Genomic DNA, 16,181 nt, shown 5'->3' on the forward strand with positions numbered 1-16,181 from the left:
CCGATTCTTGCATTACACTGCTCGGCGTACATTCCTTAATCAATTGACGAGATGACCGTGCTCAAAGCACTTAAAAAGATGTTCGGTAAAAGCGAGGCTGAGCAGCTCGCGCCCAACCATGCAGCATCAAGCCCTGTTTCCCCGACTCGCACTGAAAGCGAATCACAGAATCGCGCCGCTCAGGCTCCAGCTCCGGCAAAGGAGCCCGCGGCTCCCGCGCAGACCCGAAACGCCAAGCCCAAGGCCGAACGTCCACGCCGGGAGCGCGCGCCCAAGCCGCCGGTCGTCGCCTGGAAACTCGAAGATTTCGTCGTAGAACCCCAGGAAGGCAAGACCCGCTTCCATGACTTCGACCTGGCTCCCGAACTGATGCATGCGATCCATGACCTGGGTTTCCCGTACTGCACGCCGATCCAGGCGGGCGTACTGGGTTACACCCTCAAGGGCAGGGACGCCATCGGTCGTGCCCAGACCGGTACCGGCAAGACCGCCGCGTTCCTGATCTCGATCATCACGCAACTGATCCAGACACCACCGCCCAAAGAGCGTTACATGGGCGAGCCCCGTGCCCTGATCATCGCCCCGACCCGCGAACTGGTGGTGCAGATCGCCAAGGACGCCGCGGCGCTGACCAAGTACACCAACCTCAACGTCATGACCTTCGTGGGTGGCATGGAGTTCGACAAGCAGCTCAAGCAGCTCGAAGCGCGCCATTGCGACATTCTGGTCGCGACACCGGGACGCCTGCTGGACTTCAACCAGCGCGGTGAAGTGCATCTGGATATGGTCGAAGTGATGGTCCTCGACGAAGCCGACCGCATGCTGGACATGGGCTTCATCCCGCAGGTCCGCCAGATCATTCGCCAGACCCCGCACAAGGGCGAGCGTCAGACACTGCTGTTCTCCGCGACCTTCACCGATGACGTGATGAATCTCGCCAAGCAATGGACCACCGACCCGGCCATCGTCGAGATCGAAGCCGAGAACGTCGCCAACAGCAATGTCGAGCAGCATATCTACGCGGTGGCTTCGGCCGACAAGTACAAACTGCTGTACAACCTGATCAACGACAATGGCTGGGAACGGGTAATGGTCTTTGCCAACCGCAAGGACGAAGTGCGCCGTATCGAAGAGCGTCTGGTACGTGACGGCGTAAACGCCGCGCAACTGTCAGGCGATGTCCCTCAGCACAAACGGATCAAGACGCTGGAAGGCTTCCGCGAAGGCAAGATCCGCGTCCTGGTGGCGACAGACGTCGCAGGCCGCGGCATTCATATCGACGGCATCAGCCACGTGATCAACTTCACCCTGCCGGAAGTGCCGGACGATTACGTGCACCGTATCGGGCGTACAGGCCGTGCGGGTGCCGATGGCGTCTCGATCAGCTTTGCCGGGGAAGACGACTCTTACCAGCTCCCGGCCATCGAAGAGAAACTGGGTCGCAAGATCAGTTGTGAAATGCCGCCGACTGAGTTGTTGCGGGCTGTGGTACGCAACAAGGCCTGACCCTTCTTCGCGAATGAGTTCGCTCCTGCGGCTTGTGCAGGAGCGGATTTATCCGCAAACACCCCCACTTATTTCCAGCGATCCGCCGCTGCCTGATCACTGTGCCGTCCTTCGACCCAGCGCGGGCCTTCGGCGGTGTTTTCGCGCTTCCAGAACGGGGCGCGAGTCTTGAGGTAGTCCATGACGAAATCGCAGGCCTCGAACGCGGCCTGACGATGGGCACTGGCAACGCCGACAAACACGATGGGCTCGCCCGGCTCCAGGGCACCAACCCGATGCAGCACTTCAAGCCTGAGCAATGGCCAGCGCTGTTCGGCTTCTGCAACGATCTTTGCCAGGGCCTTTTCGGTCATGCCCGGATAATGCTCCAGAAACATGCCCGAGACTTCACGCCCTTCGTTGAAGTCGCGCACATACCCCACAAAGCTCACCACCGCACCGATGCCGACATTGGCGGCATGCAGTGCATTGACCTCGGCCCCCGGATCGAACGCCGCCGCTTGCACGCGAATCGCCATGCTCAGCCTCCGGTCACGGTCGGAAAGAATGCCACTTCATCGCCATCCGCCAGCGGCTCATCCAGCTGGCACAGCTCCTGATTGCGGGCGCACATCAGGTTCTGCTCGGCCAACACCTGCCAGACCTCGCCCCGCTGCACCAGATGCAGGCGCAGCTCGTCCAGCGTGGCGAAAACACCGTCGACACGCTCGCCGTCCAGCCCCAGGGCTTCACGATAGCGGGCGAAATACTGAACCTGAATACTCATTGCGCAGCTCCCGGCTCCGCTGCAACGAAATGACCACTCTTGCCGCCGAGCTTCTCCAGCAAACGTACCGACTCGATGGTCATGCCACGATCAACCGCCTTGCACATGTCATAGATGGTCAACGCGGCAACACTGGCGGCGGTCAGGGCTTCCATTTCAACGCCCGTCTGCCCGGCCAGCTTGCAGCGCGCCACGATCAGCACGGCATCGTCACCCTCGGCACTGAGCTCGACCTTGACGCTGGTGAGCATCAGCGGATGACAGAGAGGGATCAGGTCACTGGTTTTCTTGGCCGCCTGAATACCGGCAATACGCGCAACGGCAAACACATCCCCCTTGGGATGACCACCGCTGACAATCATTTGCAGGGTTTCGGGCAACATGCGTACAAGCGCCTGGGCCACAGCCTCACGGGACGTCACGGCTTTATCGGTGACGTCGACCATATTGGCGCGACCTTGGGAATCGAGATGAGTCAGCACAGCCTTACTCCGGAACAGGAGAGGCGATTGTAGATAGCCATGGGCACAAGCTACAAGCTACAAGCGAAGCACGTTCCAGCCTCTCTTGCAGCTTATAGCTTGCCGCTTGTCGCTCACTACCTACAAATGACTCTCCGCATACTCGGCCAGTATCGAGCGTGGAACCCCTTGCAGGGTGATGTGCACGCCGTTGGGGAAGTCCTTGAAGCGCTCCGTCAGATAGGTCAGCCCCGAGCTGGTGGCTGACAGGTAAGGGGTGTCGATCTGCGCCAGGTTACCCAGGCAGACCACTTTCGAACCGGCACCGGCACGGGTGATGATGGTTTTCATCTGGTGCGGCGTCAGGTTCTGGCACTCGTCGATCAGGATCAGGCTTTGCTGGAAGCTGCGGCCCCGGATGTAGTTGAGGGATTTGAACTGCAACGGCACTTTGCTGAGGATGTAGTCGACGCTGCCATGGGTGTTTTCGTCATCCATGTGCAAAGCTTCGAGGTTGTCGGTGATTGCCCCCAGCCACGGCTCCATTTTTTCCGCCTCGGTGCCGGGCAGGAAGCCTATTTCCTGATCCAGGCCTTGCACGCTGCGGGTGGCGATGATGCGACGATAGCGCTTGCTGACCATGGTCTGCTCGATGGCAGCGGCCAGCGCCAGGATGGTCTTGCCGGAACCGGCAGCGCCGGACAGGTTGACCAGATGGATATCCGGGTCAAGCAATGCGAACAGTGCCAGCCCTTGATAGATGTCACGGGGTTTCAGCCCCCAGGCTTCCTGATGCAGCAAGGGTTCCTGGTGCATGTCGAGAATCAGCAGTTCGTCGCTGCGCACGCCTTTGACCCAACCGACAAAGCCCTGCTCGTCGATGATGAACTCGTTCATGTGAACCGCAGGCAGGCTCTCGCTCAATTGCACGCGATGCCAGGTGCGGCCATGATCCTGACGGGTTTCGACCTTGCTGACCCGATCCCAGAACGAACCCGGGATATCGTGATAACCACGCGACAGCAGCGAGACGTCATCGACCAACTGGTCGGTGCTGTAGTCCTCGGCGGCAATGCCACAGGCCCGCGCCTTGAGGCGCATGTTGATGTCCTTGGTCACCAGCACCAGACGCAAGTCCTTGTCGCGGGCATGCAGGTCGACCAACTGGTTGATGATGATGTTGTCGTTCAAATGTTCGGGAAGAAGGCTGTTGGGCTCCTCACGCTTGCTCATCAGGATGGACAGGAAGCCTTTGAATACGCCCGTACCACGGTCGATGGGCACGCCCTTTTCGACCTCTTCCGGTGAGGCTTCACCCAGGGTCTTGTCGATCAGGCGGATGGCCTGCCGGCACTCGGCGGCGACCGAATGCTTGCCGTCCTTGAGCTTGTCCAGTTCCTCCAGAACCGTCATCGGAATGGCAACGCGGTGTTCTTCGAAGTTCAGCAGTGCATTTGGATCATGGATCAATACGTTGGTATCGAGCACGTAAAGGATAGGCTGGTTAGTGGAAGGGTTGCGTCCGTGATCATCCATACTCGCTCACCTTTATAGAAGCCAGGCGGCGCAGAACCACTACAAAGCTGCGCCACGAAAAGGCCGCCGGTTCCTTCCCTTGAGACAGGGAAGAATGTTGCTCAAGATGGGGTCGTTGAGGACGCCACCTGTGTTGCAGGTTTCGGCGGTCTGTTGTCGTAATACAGCAAAACCGATGACAGAAAAAAGCTCTTTGACAGTTTTTTGAAGTTTATTTCACAGTATGACGAATAGCGCTTGGCGGGGGCCTCCAGCACGTTTACAGTCGGAAGTCATCTCGACCCGGATTGGCCGAAAAAACCGGCCTTCCCTCTCCCCGGAATCCCCTCAAACCCTTATTCCTCCTGGGTATCGGAGAAATTCCGGCAGTCATCCCAGACCAGCTCGCTCTGTGCGGTATTGGCCAGCAGCAAAGGCAGCGCCGACTGCGCCTTGTTGCCCATGTCATGAAACACCACCGTACCCCGCCGCCAGAGCAGCATGAGGGTCAGCACCCGATCCCCCACCTGCTGGGCCGAGAGACGTCCCATGACGTCCTGGGAATCGATATTCCACAGCGAAACCCGCAAGTGCTGCGAGCGGAAGTATTCGCCACTGTCGGCGCGACGATGACCGTAAGGCGGTCGGAACAGCGGTACGAAGTTGTCCGGGAGAACCTGCTGGACCAGAGCGGCACTGCGCTGCACGGAATCCTGCCAGTCGACCCAGTTGCTGTGGGAACGATACTCCCAGCCTTGAACCCCTACGCACTGCTGCCTGTAGAGTGCCTGCAGACTGGCGGCCGAGCTGCCTTCCAGGCGCGCCTGCAGGTTTTTCCCCAGCACGAAGAAAGTCGCCGTCATTTTCTGCTGCCGCATGAAATCGGCCAGCCAGTCAGTATTGCCATCTGCCGGGCTTGGCCCGCTGTCGAAATTGAGCATGAAGGTGCGATCAGGCATTTCATCGCCGCTCATTTCATCGGAGTTGTAGCGCTCGATTTCACTGCTGGTCTGCGGAAACAGAGCGGCCATGTACAGCAATTCGTTCAGGTAGCGCTCGTGGAAAACCGAACTGGGTCTGGCCCAGGCGGCATAGAAGGAATCGGGTGAAACCTGATACTCCTCGGCGCGCTGACGCAATTGCTCCATGTCCTCGACCAGCACACAGAAGTTCGCATCTTCCTCACAGCTCTTCTGCGCCGCCTGATAGTTCTCCAGCAGACGCAGCCACAGACGGTGGCGCACCACATTCAATGACGGCACGTTGATGTAGCGCAGCCCCAGGCGCTGCTTGAGCCCTTCTTCGCCCAGCGTTTCGCTGACAGCCAGGGCATGGGCGAAAGCCAGGATCTCGGCACGGGAGGCGACATCGAACAAGGCCGGCGTCTCCAGGCTCTCAGGCCAGACGCTGCGATCGATGGTGGCGACTTCAGGCACCGCCGCCTGAGCTTCAAACCAGAACAGACACGCGCAAACTGCTAAAACGATACGCAAAACCAATGCCCTCTCGATCCAATATCAACGCCATCACCCGCGCCGCACTATAGCCGATCCGGGGCAGTGTCTTATGTCCGGCCCGTTACAAAGCCACAGCCCGTCAACGTTTCTATCGCCACCATAGCTGGAGTCATCCGCCATCACCCCCTAGAATCGGCCGACGATCAAAGGAGACGACTTCATGCTGATGGTGATTTCCCCAGCAAAAACCCTCGACTACGAAACCCCACCGACCACTGAGCGCTACACCCAGCCGCAATATCTGGATCACTCCCAGGAGTTGATCACCCAGCTTCGCGAACTGACGCCCGCGCAGATCGGCGAACTGATGCATCTGTCCGACAAGCTCGCGGGGTTGAACGCAGCGCGCTTCGGCAGCTGGACTCCAGCCTTCACACCCGATAACGCCAAACAGGCGCTGCTGGCCTTCAAGGGCGATGTATATACCGGCCTGCAGGCGGAAACACTGACCGACGCCCAGCTTTCCTACGCCCAGGATCACCTGCGCATGCTATCCGGCCTTTATGGATTGCTGCGCCCTCTGGACCTGATGCAACCCTATCGCCTGGAAATGGGCACGAAGCTGGCCAATGCCCGTGGCAAGGACCTCTACGCCTTCTGGGGCACGCGCATCAGCGAATGGCTGAATCAGGCCCTGGCCGACCAGGGCGATGACCTGCTGCTGAACCTGGCTTCCACGGAATATTTCTCTGCGGTCAAACGTTCGTCATTGAAAGCCCGCATCATCGATACCGAGTTCAAGGATCTGAAAAACGGCCAGTACAAGATCATCAGCTTCTACGCCAAGAAAGCCCGGGGGATGATGAGCCGTTTCGTGATTACCGAGCGGATCAACACTCCTGAAGCGCTGAAGGAATTCGATGTGCAGGGTTACCGTTACAGCGCCGAACAATCGACACCGGACAAACTGGTGTTCCTGCGAGACACCCCAGAGCAGTGATGGCGTCAATGTTGCGTAGCGCGACTGGCGCTACGCACATTGACATCGCTATTTCAAACACTCTTCGCCATTTTTATGACGCCGGATAAACATCACCTGATGCGGCGTTCATTTTCCAAACGAACTTTCTCGAAAAAAAGACAACTTTTTTGAGCAGTGGCACAGCGCCTTCCTGCCGTAATGGCAAAAAAATATCTCCTCTCGGGAACCCCTTTATTGATAAGGCCTCCAACAAAAATGCCATCATTTTGAAAGTATGAGCTGCCAAAAGCAGATCGGAATTTTTCTCAAAAACAGGACGAGCGGCCCGGAACTAATCGCGAACCCATATGCTCCTACATCCCGTAACAATTCTCGACAACCCTGTAAGAGATCACTTACAGCGCAGCGAGAGCAAAAGGAAGTTGCCAGAGATCGAGTGTAATTCTGCGGAATCACTACTTAAGACTCTGAACTTAAACTCACATCACTAATTGAATCAGGTAGACAAGCGAACACCGTGATCAGCGGTGTATAGAGCAGGGCTCCAGATCGTCAAAGCCAAGGCTTGCAGATCGACCTGCCGAGGATCGCTATACAAGGAGTGGTTTGCCACAACCAAGAGAGCACGGCCCGCTCCCACAAGGAGAGAGGGACCTGCCACTTGCACTTAGTGTCATTGAGTTTGCCACCTTTGTTGGGCACTCATTAATTAAATATGCCTGCGTTAGTTCAGCGGCCTTTAGAGGTCGTACTGACTCGCGTGTGACATCTGCTGGCCAAAATTATTATCCAGCCAACTTTATGGCGTGAAAATCGAGGAGAGTACGATGCGTATCAGCATCTTTGGTTTGGGTTATGTCGGTGCAGTATGTGCCGGTTGCCTTTCTGCACGTGGTCATGATGTTGTTGGTGTGGATATTTCCAACACCAAGATCGACCTTATCAACAACGGCAAGTCGCCTATCGTTGAGCCGGGCCTGGAAGAACTCCTGGCACAGGGCATTCGCAACGGCAAACTGCGCGGCACCACGGACTTCTCCGAAGCCATCCGCGCCACCGACCTGTCGATGATCTGCGTAGGCACGCCAAGCAAGAAGAACGGCGACCTGGAACTCGACTACATCGAGTCGGTATGCCGCGAGATCGGTTATGTCCTGCGTGACAAGACTTCCCGCCACACCATCGTGGTCCGCAGTACCGTACTGCCGGGCACCGTCGCCAACGTTGTGATCCCGATTCTGGAAGACTGCTCCGGCAAGAAAGCCGGCGTCGACTTCGGCGTTGCAGTGAACCCTGAGTTCCTGCGCGAAAGTACCGCGATCAAAGACTACGATCACCCACCAATGACCGTTATCGGCGAGTTCGACAAGGCCTCCGGTGACGTTCTGCAATCCCTGTACGAAGAGCTCGACGCACCGGTTATCCGCAAGGACATCGCCGTTGCCGAAATGATCAAGTACACCTGCAACGTGTGGCACGCCACCAAGGTCACTTTCGCCAACGAAATCGGCAACATCGCCAAGGCGGTCGGCGTCGACGGTCGTGAAGTGATGGAAGTGGTCTGCCAGGACAAGCAACTGAACCTGTCCCAGTACTACATGCGCCCAGGCTTCGCCTTCGGCGGTTCCTGCCTGCCAAAAGACGTTCGCGCCCTGACCTACCGTGCAGGCAGCCTGGACGTGGAAGCACCGCTGCTCAACTCCCTGATGCGCAGCAACGTCTCCCAGGTACAGAACGCTTTCGACATCGTGGCCAGCCACGACACCCGCAAAGTCGCCCTGCTGGGTCTGAGCTTCAAGGCCGGCACCGACGACCTGCGCGAAAGCCCGCTGGTCGAACTGGCCGAAATGCTGATCGGTAAAGGTTTCGACCTGAGCATCTACGACAGCAACGTCGAATACGCTCGCGTACACGGCGCCAACAAGGATTACATCGAGTCGAAGATCCCTCACGTATCGTCCCTGCTCAACTCGGACTTCGATGAGGTCATCAACAACTCCGACGTGATCATCCTGGGTAACGGCGACGAGCGCTTCCGCGCCCTGGCCGACCAGACTCCAAAGGGCAAGCACGTTGTAGACCTGGTGGGCTTCATGTCCAAACCGACCAGCGAAGATGGTCGCGCTGAAGGTATCTGCTGGTAAATCAGCCGCAAGCGCCAAGCACCAAGCCACAAGCTCAAGCGTTACCGCTTGCAGCCTGGGGCTTGGTGCTTGCAACTGACTTTGGGATACAGATCATGGATATGGACAGGCTAAAGCACGGCCTACTAGAGGCCGCCGGCTGGCTGTTTTACCTGAGTTTATTAATGGGCATCGCAACTGCATTGCCCACAAGTATCTTCGACTCACAATCGAGGAATTTTATTTTCCTGATTGGTGCCGTGGGTATCTGGCGCTACTCCATGGGCATCACGCATTTCGTGCGCGGGATGCTGTTTCTGTATGTGGTCTATCCACACTTGCGCCGCAAGCTGAAAAAGCTGGGCAAGGCTGCAGATCCATCCCATGTGTTTCTGATGGTCACCAGCTTCCGTATCGAAGCCCTGACCACAGCCCAGGTGTACAGCTCGGTCATTCGCGAAGCAATCAACTGCGGTCTGCCGACCACGATCGTTTGCTCGCTGGTGGAAATGTCCGATGAACTGTTGGTCAAGAGCCTCTGGGCCAAGATGAACCCGCCCGAGCGTGTGAAGCTGGACTTCGTGCGCATCCCCGGTACCGGCAAGCGCGACGGCCTGGCTTATGGCTTCCGCGCCATCTCGCGTCACCTGCCCGATGAGCGTGCAGTGGTAGCCGTGATCGACGGCGACACCGTGCTCAATGAAGGAGTGGTCAAAAAGACCGTTCCATGGTTCCACTTGTTCGATAACGTCGGCGGCCTGACCACCAACGAGTTCTGTGAAGTTCGTGGCGGTTACATCATGAGCGAATGGCACAAGCTGCGTTTCGCCCAGCGTCACATCAACATGTGCTCCATGGCCCTGTCCAAGCGCGTCCTGACCATGACAGGCCGCATGTCGGTATTCCGCGCCACCGTGGTCACCGACCCGGAGTTCATTGCCGACGTGGAAAGCGACTCGCTCAATCACTGGCGTCTGGGGACCTTCAAGTTCCTGACCGGCGATGACAAGTCGAGCTGGTTCAGCCTGATGCGTCTGGGTTACGACACGTTCTACGTACCCGATGCCGCCATCAACACCGTTGAACACCCTCCTGAAAAAAGCTTCCTCAAGGCCAGTCGCAAGTTGATGTACCGCTGGTACGGCAACAACCTGCGTCAGAACTCACGTGCATTGGGTCTGGGCATTCGTCGTCTGGGTCTGTTCACCAGCATCGTGTTGTTCGACCAGCGTGTGTCGATGTGGACATCCATTCTGGGCCTGACCGTCGCCATCATTGCCAGCTTCAAATATGGCGGCGCATTCATCCTGATGTACCTGCTGTGGATCGGCATGACCCGCCTGATCCTGACACTGCTGCTGTCCTGCTCGGGACACAGGATAGGGCCTGCCTACCCCATCATTCTCTATTACAACCAGATCGTCGGCGCCCTGATGAAAATCTACGTTTTCTTCCGCCTGGATCGACAGTCCTGGACTCGCCAGGACACGAAACTAAGCCGCGACATGGCCAGCTTTCAGGGCTGGTTCAACACCTGGTCGTCCCGAACCATGACTTTTTCAGCTGGCACCATCTTCGTCGCAGTACTGCTGACGATGGTGTGACCGGGCCAATGAATCAATTGCTCAAGTAGGAAAAATAGCCATGAATACAGCCGTGAATGCGAACGTCGTACATGAATCCGAAGCCCAGCGCCAACACGCCCGGGTCAAGATTCCAGCCAAACTGCGCCTGCTCACCGGTGAGCAGAATGCCCCTCTGGTACGGGTCGAAGACCTGTCGGCCGGTGGCCTCAGTTTCGTTGCTCCCAGCCAGATCAAACTGACCGAAGGCGAAGTCATCAAGGGTCGCCTGCAGTTCCTCATCGACAACCTTGGCCTGGCCATGGACGTCGAGATGCAAGTGCGCTCCATCAGCTCCAGCGGGCGTATCGGCTGCCAGTTCCAGAACCTTGAAGCACAAGACATCGCCACCCTGCGCCACATCATCACCTCTCACCTGAGCGGCGACATCGTCAGCCTGGGTGAAGTACTGGCTACCCTGCAGCGCGACAACTTCACCAAGGCTCGCAAGAACAAGAAAGAAACCACAGGCATGAGCGCCCTGGGTCGTCTGCGTGCAGTGACCTTCAGCCTGGGTATCTTCATCGTCGGTCTGGCAGCTTTCGGCTTCATCTTCAAGACCGTGTACGGCCTGTACTTCGTCAGCCACGCTTCGGCCGGCCTGGTATCGGTGCCGAGCATGGAAGTGACCATGCCTCGCGAAGGCACCGTACAGAGCCTGGTGCAGACCAACGGCGAAGCTGCCAAAGGCGCACCGCTGGCCACCTTCAACACCAGCATGCTGGAAATGCTCAAGGGCGGCCTGACCGGTGAAGACCTGCAGCCAGCCAAGATCGAAGAGCTGTACGGCAAGCAATTGAGCGGCACCATGACCAGCCCTTGCGATTGCGTTGTCGTCCGCCAACTGGTGGCCGACGGTCAGTTCGCCTCCAAAGGCCAGGTGATCTTCCAGCTGGCGCCACGCAACGCGCCTGCTCTGGTTGAAGCCCGTTTCACCTATCGCCAGTTCAACGACGTCAAGCCAGGCACTCCTGTGAGCTTCCAGATCGCCGGCGAAGATCAAGTACGTACCGGCAAGATCATCAGCAGCAGCAACCTGAGCAATACCGACCTGTCCACCGACATTCGTGTACAGATCCAGCCTGACGAAAGCCTGAGCAGCTCGCTGGCCGGCCGTCCTGTCGAAGTCGTCAGCGACCGTGGCCCGTCCGTGAACTGGCTGATCGATAAAGCCATGGCTGCGGGTCTGTAATCATGAATGGCCCACTACGACGCCTGTCGACCCCCACGCTATTGAGCCTCGCCGTCGCGCTCGGCCTGAGCGGCTGTGCCGGCCTGCCCGATCAACGCCTTGCCAATGAAGCCCTTAAAAACGGCGACACCGCACTGGCGCAGCAGAACTATCGGCAACTGGCGGACCTGGGCTACAGCGATGCACAAGTCGGCCTGGCCGACATCCAGGTCAGTACCGGGGACCCTGCCCAGCTCAAAGAGGCAGAAGCCACCTATCGTGCCGCCGCCGAAACGTCACCTCGGGCTCAATCGCGTCTGGGGCGTCTGCTGGCCGTCAAGCCCGATGCCACAGTGGCCGAGCACCACGAAGCGGAAGCCTTGCTCACCAAGGCATTCGCCAATGGCGAGTCCGGCACCCTGCTGCCGCTGGCCATGCTCTACCTGCAATACCCGCAAGACTTTCCGAACGTGAATGCCCAGCAGAAGATCAACCAGTGGCGTGCCACGGGTTATCCGGAAGCCGGTCTGGCCCAGGTGCTGCTGTATCGCACCCAGGGCACTTACGACCAGCATCTGGATGAAGTCGAAAGCATCTGCAAGCAGGCACTCAACAGCACCGACATCTGCTACGTCGAACTGGCCACCGTGTATCAGAAACGCGGCCAGACCGAGCAGCAGGCAGCACTGATCGAACAACTCAAGAGCGCCCATGCCTCGGGGCGCGTCAGTGCCCAGCGAGTGGACGGCGTAGCCCGTGTGCTGGGTGACAGCCAGATCGGTACTCCGGACGAGAAGACCGCCCAGCAACTGCTGGAAGATATCGCCCCCGGCTACCCGGTTTCCTGGGTCACCCTGGCCAAACTGCTGTACGACTTCCCTGAACTGGGTGACGTGGACAAGATGATGGAGTACCTGGACAACGGTCGTGCTGCGGACCAACCCCGCGCCGAACTGCTGCTGGGCCGTCTCTACTACGAAGGCAAATGGGTGCCGGCCGACGCGAAGAAGGCCGAAGAGCATCTGCAGAAAGCCGCAGCGACCGAAATCTCCGCCCACTACTACCTGGGTCAGATCTACCGTCGTGGCTATCTGGGCGAAGTCTATTCACAGAAAGCTCTGGACGAATTGTTGATCGCCGCCCGTGGCGGCCAGAACAGCGCCGATTTCGCCATCGCTCAACTGTTCTCCCAAGGCAAGGGCACCAAGCCCGATCCGGTCAACGCATGGGTCTTCGGCCAGTTGGCACTGGCTCAAGGCACACCGCAAGCCACCGAGCTTGCCCAGGTACTCGATGCTCAACTACCGCCTGAAAAACGCGCCGCCGCCCAAGGGCTGCTGCAACGCGAACAAAAGGTCCGGGGCGTCACAGCCAGACAGAACGTACTGGTTCAGACCCTGACAGAAGAAAAAGACGGTGAGGAAGCGCTATGAAGTTGAATCCCCTGATGGCCGCCGGCATGGGCCTAGGTTTTACTCTGCTGTGGGCCTGCCCGACTCTGGCTGCGCTGACTGAAGAACAGAATTTCGGTATTGAAGTAAAGATCAGCGCACAGTCCGAAGACGACCGTGACCTGGGCACCCGCTCGGGCGGTGACGTCCAGGGCCTGGGCCTGGACCTGCGTCCATGGGTCTACGGCCAGAGCGGCAACTGGAGCGCTTACGCCATGGGCCAGGTGGTCACCGCCACCGATACCATCCAGACCGACCCGCTGGAACAGACCACCACGACCAACAATGGCGAAACCGGCACCCAGCGCTCGCGCGGCAACTCCAGCGAGCGCGAAGTCGACAAGAGCTACGCAGCCCTGCGTGAATTCTGGATCGGCTACAGCGGCTTCACGCCCTACCCGGGCGAAATCCTCAAGGTAGGTCGCCAGCGTCTGCGCAACGATGACGGTCAGTGGCACGACACCAACATCGAAGCCATCAACTGGACCTTCGACACCACCTTGCTGCGTGCCGAACTGGGCGCTGCACAACGCTTCAGCGAATACCGCACCGACCTGACCGAACTGGCTCCGGACGATGAAGACCGCCTGCACCTGTTCGGCTCGGCCAGCTATCAGTGGACCCCAGGCCAATGGGTAGGTATTCGTGCCCACCACAGCCAGGATGACGGCAAGCTCAAGAACCAGAACGAAGTCCTGGACGATCTGGACAAGACCTCCAACGGCGACCTGACCTGGCTGGGTCTGACGGCTGACAGCGATGCCTACAACCATCGCAACACCAATGCCGTCAACTACTGGGGCAGCCTGACCGGCATGACCGGCAATCGCGACGAAATCGGCGCCATCTACAACCCTGCCACCGATCAGTACCTGGCTGGCCAGAAAACCAGCCGCGACGTCAACGGCTGGGCCACCGATCTGGGTATCCGGTTCCGTCTCGATCCACAATGGCAAGTCGGTGCCGCCTATGCGCGCGCCAGCAAGGACTACGTCCAGAACGGCCTGGAAAGTAACCGCTCCAACTGGACCGGCACACGCTCGCGCATTCATCGCTTCGGTGAAGCCTTCCAGGGCGAAATGGCCAACGTGGAAACCGGAACTCTGTTCGCTTCGTGGCGCATGAACGACGAATACGACGCGTCCCTGATCTACCACAAGTTCCGTCGCGTGGACGGTAACTCGGGTATCGGCGGCGCGGGCATCAACCCTAACCGGGAAATCACCGATGCCAACGGCGTACCGACCAACACCTTCAGCTCCCTGCCGCTGGAAGACGGCCGCAAGGACCTGGGTCAGGAAATGGATCTGGTCGTCACCAAGTATTTCAAACAGGGCCTGCTGCCTGCCGCAGTAAGCCAGTCGATCGATGAACCTTCGGCACTGGTGCGCTTGCGTGCAGGTGTCTTCAAGCCCGGCGACGCTTACCACAATGGCGTGGATGACTACATGCACCGCGCAATTGTCGACGTCATCTGGCGCTTCTGATGCGAACCGCCAAAGGAGTGCGATGAGATGAACAGTCAAGCAAGCAATGTGCGCAAGCGCACCTGGCCTCACGCCCTGCTCGAAAGCGCAGTGCTGAGCAGTGCGCTGCTGATGGCCAGCACTGCAGCGCTGGCCAATACTGCGCCGGTCGCCCCCGCTTCAAACGTAAAGGAACTCAAGGAGGCCAAGAGCTACAACATCAGCAGTGCGCCCATCGAGCCGCTGGCAATGGACAAGCCTGTGCTGCCGGACATCAGCGGTTATACCGCTGAAGCGGCCCTGAAAAAGATCGACCGCAGCAAGCCGGGCAAAGTCACCGTGGCGCGCATGATGGAAGAAACGGGCCTCAAGGAATTCATCGGCGGCGATAACAAGATGGCCGAATGGGTTGCCCGCCAGCGCGGCATCCCGCAAGCCATCATGATCTCCGACGGTTATGTGAACCTGCAGGACCTGGCCAAAAAAGTGCCGAAACAGTTTCTGAGTGAAGTCTCGCCAGGCGTGTACATCGCGCGCCTGCCGATCCTGGTCAAGGAAACCGGCATCTTCGAAATCGACAAGAGAACGAAGGAACTGCGTCTGTCCCAGGAAAAAGGCTCGTTCCTGGTCAGCGAAGGCAAGTTGCTCATCACTCACACCCGGGTCGACGCCTGGAGTGAGCAGCGCAACGGTCTGGCACTGTATCGCAAGCCCGACGAGTTCCGGCCTTTCGTGCTGACCTGGGGTGGCTCCGAAACCTGGATCGCCAATACCAAGATGTCGAGCATGGGCTATGACCAGAGCAAGTCCTACGGCATCAGTATTTCGCAGTACACACCCAACACCGCGAAGATTCTCAATCGCCCCGAGCCGACCGGCTGGATCGTCGATTCGGAATTCTATGACATGTGGTACGGCTTCTACTGCTACGAAACCCGTGACTTCGTGATCAAGGGCAATACCTACAAAGACAACATCGTCTACGGCATTGACCCCCATGACCGCTCGCACAATCTGATCATTGCCGAGAACGAAGTCTACGGGACCCGTAAAAAGCACGGGATCATCATTTCCCGGGAAGTGGACAACAGCTTCATCTTCCGCAACAAGAGCCACAACAACAAACTCTCCGGCGTGGTACTGGACCGTAACAGCGTCAACAACATCGTCGCCTACAACGAGATCTACCAGAACCACACCGACGGCATCACGCTGTACGAAAGCGGCAACAACCTGCTGTGGGGCAACCGCGTCATCGCCAACCGCCGCCACGGTATCCGCGTGCGTAACAGCGTGAACATCAAGCTCTATGAAAACGTCGCCATGGCCAACGGTCTGATGGGCGTCTACGGCCACATCAAGGACCTGACCAATACCGACCGCGACATCGCTCTGGACCCCTTCGACGCCGAAGTGTCGCTGATCCTGGTAGGTGGCGAGCTGACCAGTAACGGCTCCGGCCCGCTGTCCATCGACTCGCCCCTGAGCGTAGAGCTTTATCGCGTGTCGATGCTCGCCCCGACCAAGCAAGTAGGCATCAGCCTCAACGGCATTCTGGGTGAGCGTCAGGACGAAATCCTCGACCTGATGATACGTCAGCAGAAAGCCGTGTTGATCGACCCCGTTGAAAGCCAGACCGAACTGCGGGAATGAGGAAAGGT

The 16,181-nt window shown here is 58.5% G+C and carries 13 protein-coding genes; 8 read left to right on the plus strand and 5 right to left on the minus strand.

Annotation, left to right across the window (positions count from 1 at the left end):
- Positions 1–51: 51 nt before the first annotated feature.
- Positions 52–1,506, plus strand: a complete 1,455-nt coding sequence (gene rhlB / locus JSY17_RS24045; RefSeq protein WP_206403173.1) for an ATP-dependent RNA helicase RhlB — start codon at positions 52–54, stop codon at positions 1,504–1,506.
- Between the two features lie 68 nt (positions 1,507–1,574).
- Here the strand turns inward: rhlB and moaE are convergent, their stop codons facing one another.
- The 5 genes from moaE to JSY17_RS24070 all read right to left on the minus strand — a co-directional run bounded on the left by moaE (position 1,575) and on the right by JSY17_RS24070 (position 5,741).
- Positions 1,575–2,024, minus strand: a complete 450-nt coding sequence (gene moaE, locus JSY17_RS24050; RefSeq protein ID WP_117164345.1) for a molybdopterin synthase catalytic subunit MoaE — start codon at positions 2,022–2,024, stop codon at positions 1,575–1,577.
- Between the two features lie 2 nt (positions 2,025–2,026).
- Positions 2,027–2,272, minus strand: coding sequence for a MoaD/ThiS family protein (locus JSY17_RS24055; RefSeq protein ID WP_117184338.1), 246 nt, complete (start codon positions 2,270–2,272; stop codon positions 2,027–2,029).
- A complete protein-coding gene (moaC, locus tag JSY17_RS24060) occupies positions 2,269–2,754 on the minus strand; it encodes a cyclic pyranopterin monophosphate synthase MoaC (protein ID WP_117184337.1) in 486 nt (161 codons plus the stop codon). Before moaC ends, JSY17_RS24055 begins: the two co-directional genes overlap by 4 nt.
- Before the next feature lie 120 nt (positions 2,755–2,874).
- Positions 2,875–4,269, minus strand: coding sequence for a PhoH family protein (locus JSY17_RS24065; RefSeq protein WP_117164342.1), 1,395 nt, complete (start codon positions 4,267–4,269; stop codon positions 2,875–2,877).
- A 335-nt stretch (positions 4,270–4,604) separates the two neighbouring features.
- Positions 4,605–5,741, minus strand: a complete 1,137-nt coding sequence (locus JSY17_RS24070) for a polysaccharide deacetylase family protein (RefSeq protein ID WP_200999473.1) — start codon at positions 5,739–5,741, stop codon at positions 4,605–4,607.
- 184 nt (positions 5,742–5,925) lie between these two features.
- Between JSY17_RS24070 and yaaA the strand changes: the two genes are divergently transcribed.
- The 7 genes from yaaA to algG all read left to right on the plus strand — a co-directional run bounded on the left by yaaA (position 5,926) and on the right by algG (position 16,173).
- On the plus strand, positions 5,926–6,705 hold the full coding sequence (gene yaaA / locus JSY17_RS24075; RefSeq protein WP_117184336.1) for a peroxide stress protein YaaA: 780 nt from the start codon (positions 5,926–5,928) through the stop codon (positions 6,703–6,705).
- Between the two features lie 809 nt (positions 6,706–7,514).
- Positions 7,515–8,831: a nucleotide sugar dehydrogenase gene (locus tag JSY17_RS24080; protein WP_117186359.1), complete on the plus strand. Its 1,317-nt coding sequence runs from the start codon at positions 7,515–7,517 to the stop codon at positions 8,829–8,831.
- A 101-nt stretch (positions 8,832–8,932) separates the two neighbouring features.
- Positions 8,933–10,414 (plus strand): mannuronan synthase, encoded by a 1,482-nt coding sequence (alg8, locus tag JSY17_RS24085; protein ID WP_117184334.1) that lies wholly within the window; start codon positions 8,933–8,935, stop codon positions 10,412–10,414.
- Positions 10,415–10,454: 40 nt separating this feature from the next.
- Positions 10,455–11,624, plus strand: a complete 1,170-nt coding sequence (locus JSY17_RS24090; RefSeq protein ID WP_117184333.1) for an alginate biosynthesis protein Alg44 — start codon at positions 10,455–10,457, stop codon at positions 11,622–11,624.
- A gap of 2 nt (positions 11,625–11,626) precedes the next feature.
- Positions 11,627–13,036: an alginate biosynthesis TPR repeat lipoprotein AlgK gene (algK, locus tag JSY17_RS24095; RefSeq protein ID WP_117186358.1), complete on the plus strand. Its 1,410-nt coding sequence runs from the start codon at positions 11,627–11,629 to the stop codon at positions 13,034–13,036.
- The gene (locus JSY17_RS24100; protein ID WP_117164336.1) at positions 13,033–14,541 is read left to right on the plus strand and encodes an alginate export family protein; all 1,509 of its coding nucleotides are present in this window, start codon (positions 13,033–13,035) and stop codon (positions 14,539–14,541) included. The genes algK and JSY17_RS24100 overlap by 4 nt, the downstream gene beginning before the upstream one ends.
- A 27-nt stretch (positions 14,542–14,568) precedes the next feature.
- Positions 14,569–16,173 carry a mannuronan 5-epimerase AlgG gene (gene algG, locus JSY17_RS24105; protein WP_206403174.1) on the plus strand — a complete coding sequence of 535 codons (1,605 nt, stop codon included), beginning with the start codon at positions 14,569–14,571 and terminating at the stop codon, positions 16,171–16,173.
- Positions 16,174–16,181 lie beyond the last annotated feature (8 nt).

It is taken from the genome of Pseudomonas capsici (genome assembly GCF_017165765.1).
GTDB lineage: Bacteria > Pseudomonadota > Gammaproteobacteria > Pseudomonadales > Pseudomonadaceae > Aquipseudomonas > Aquipseudomonas capsici.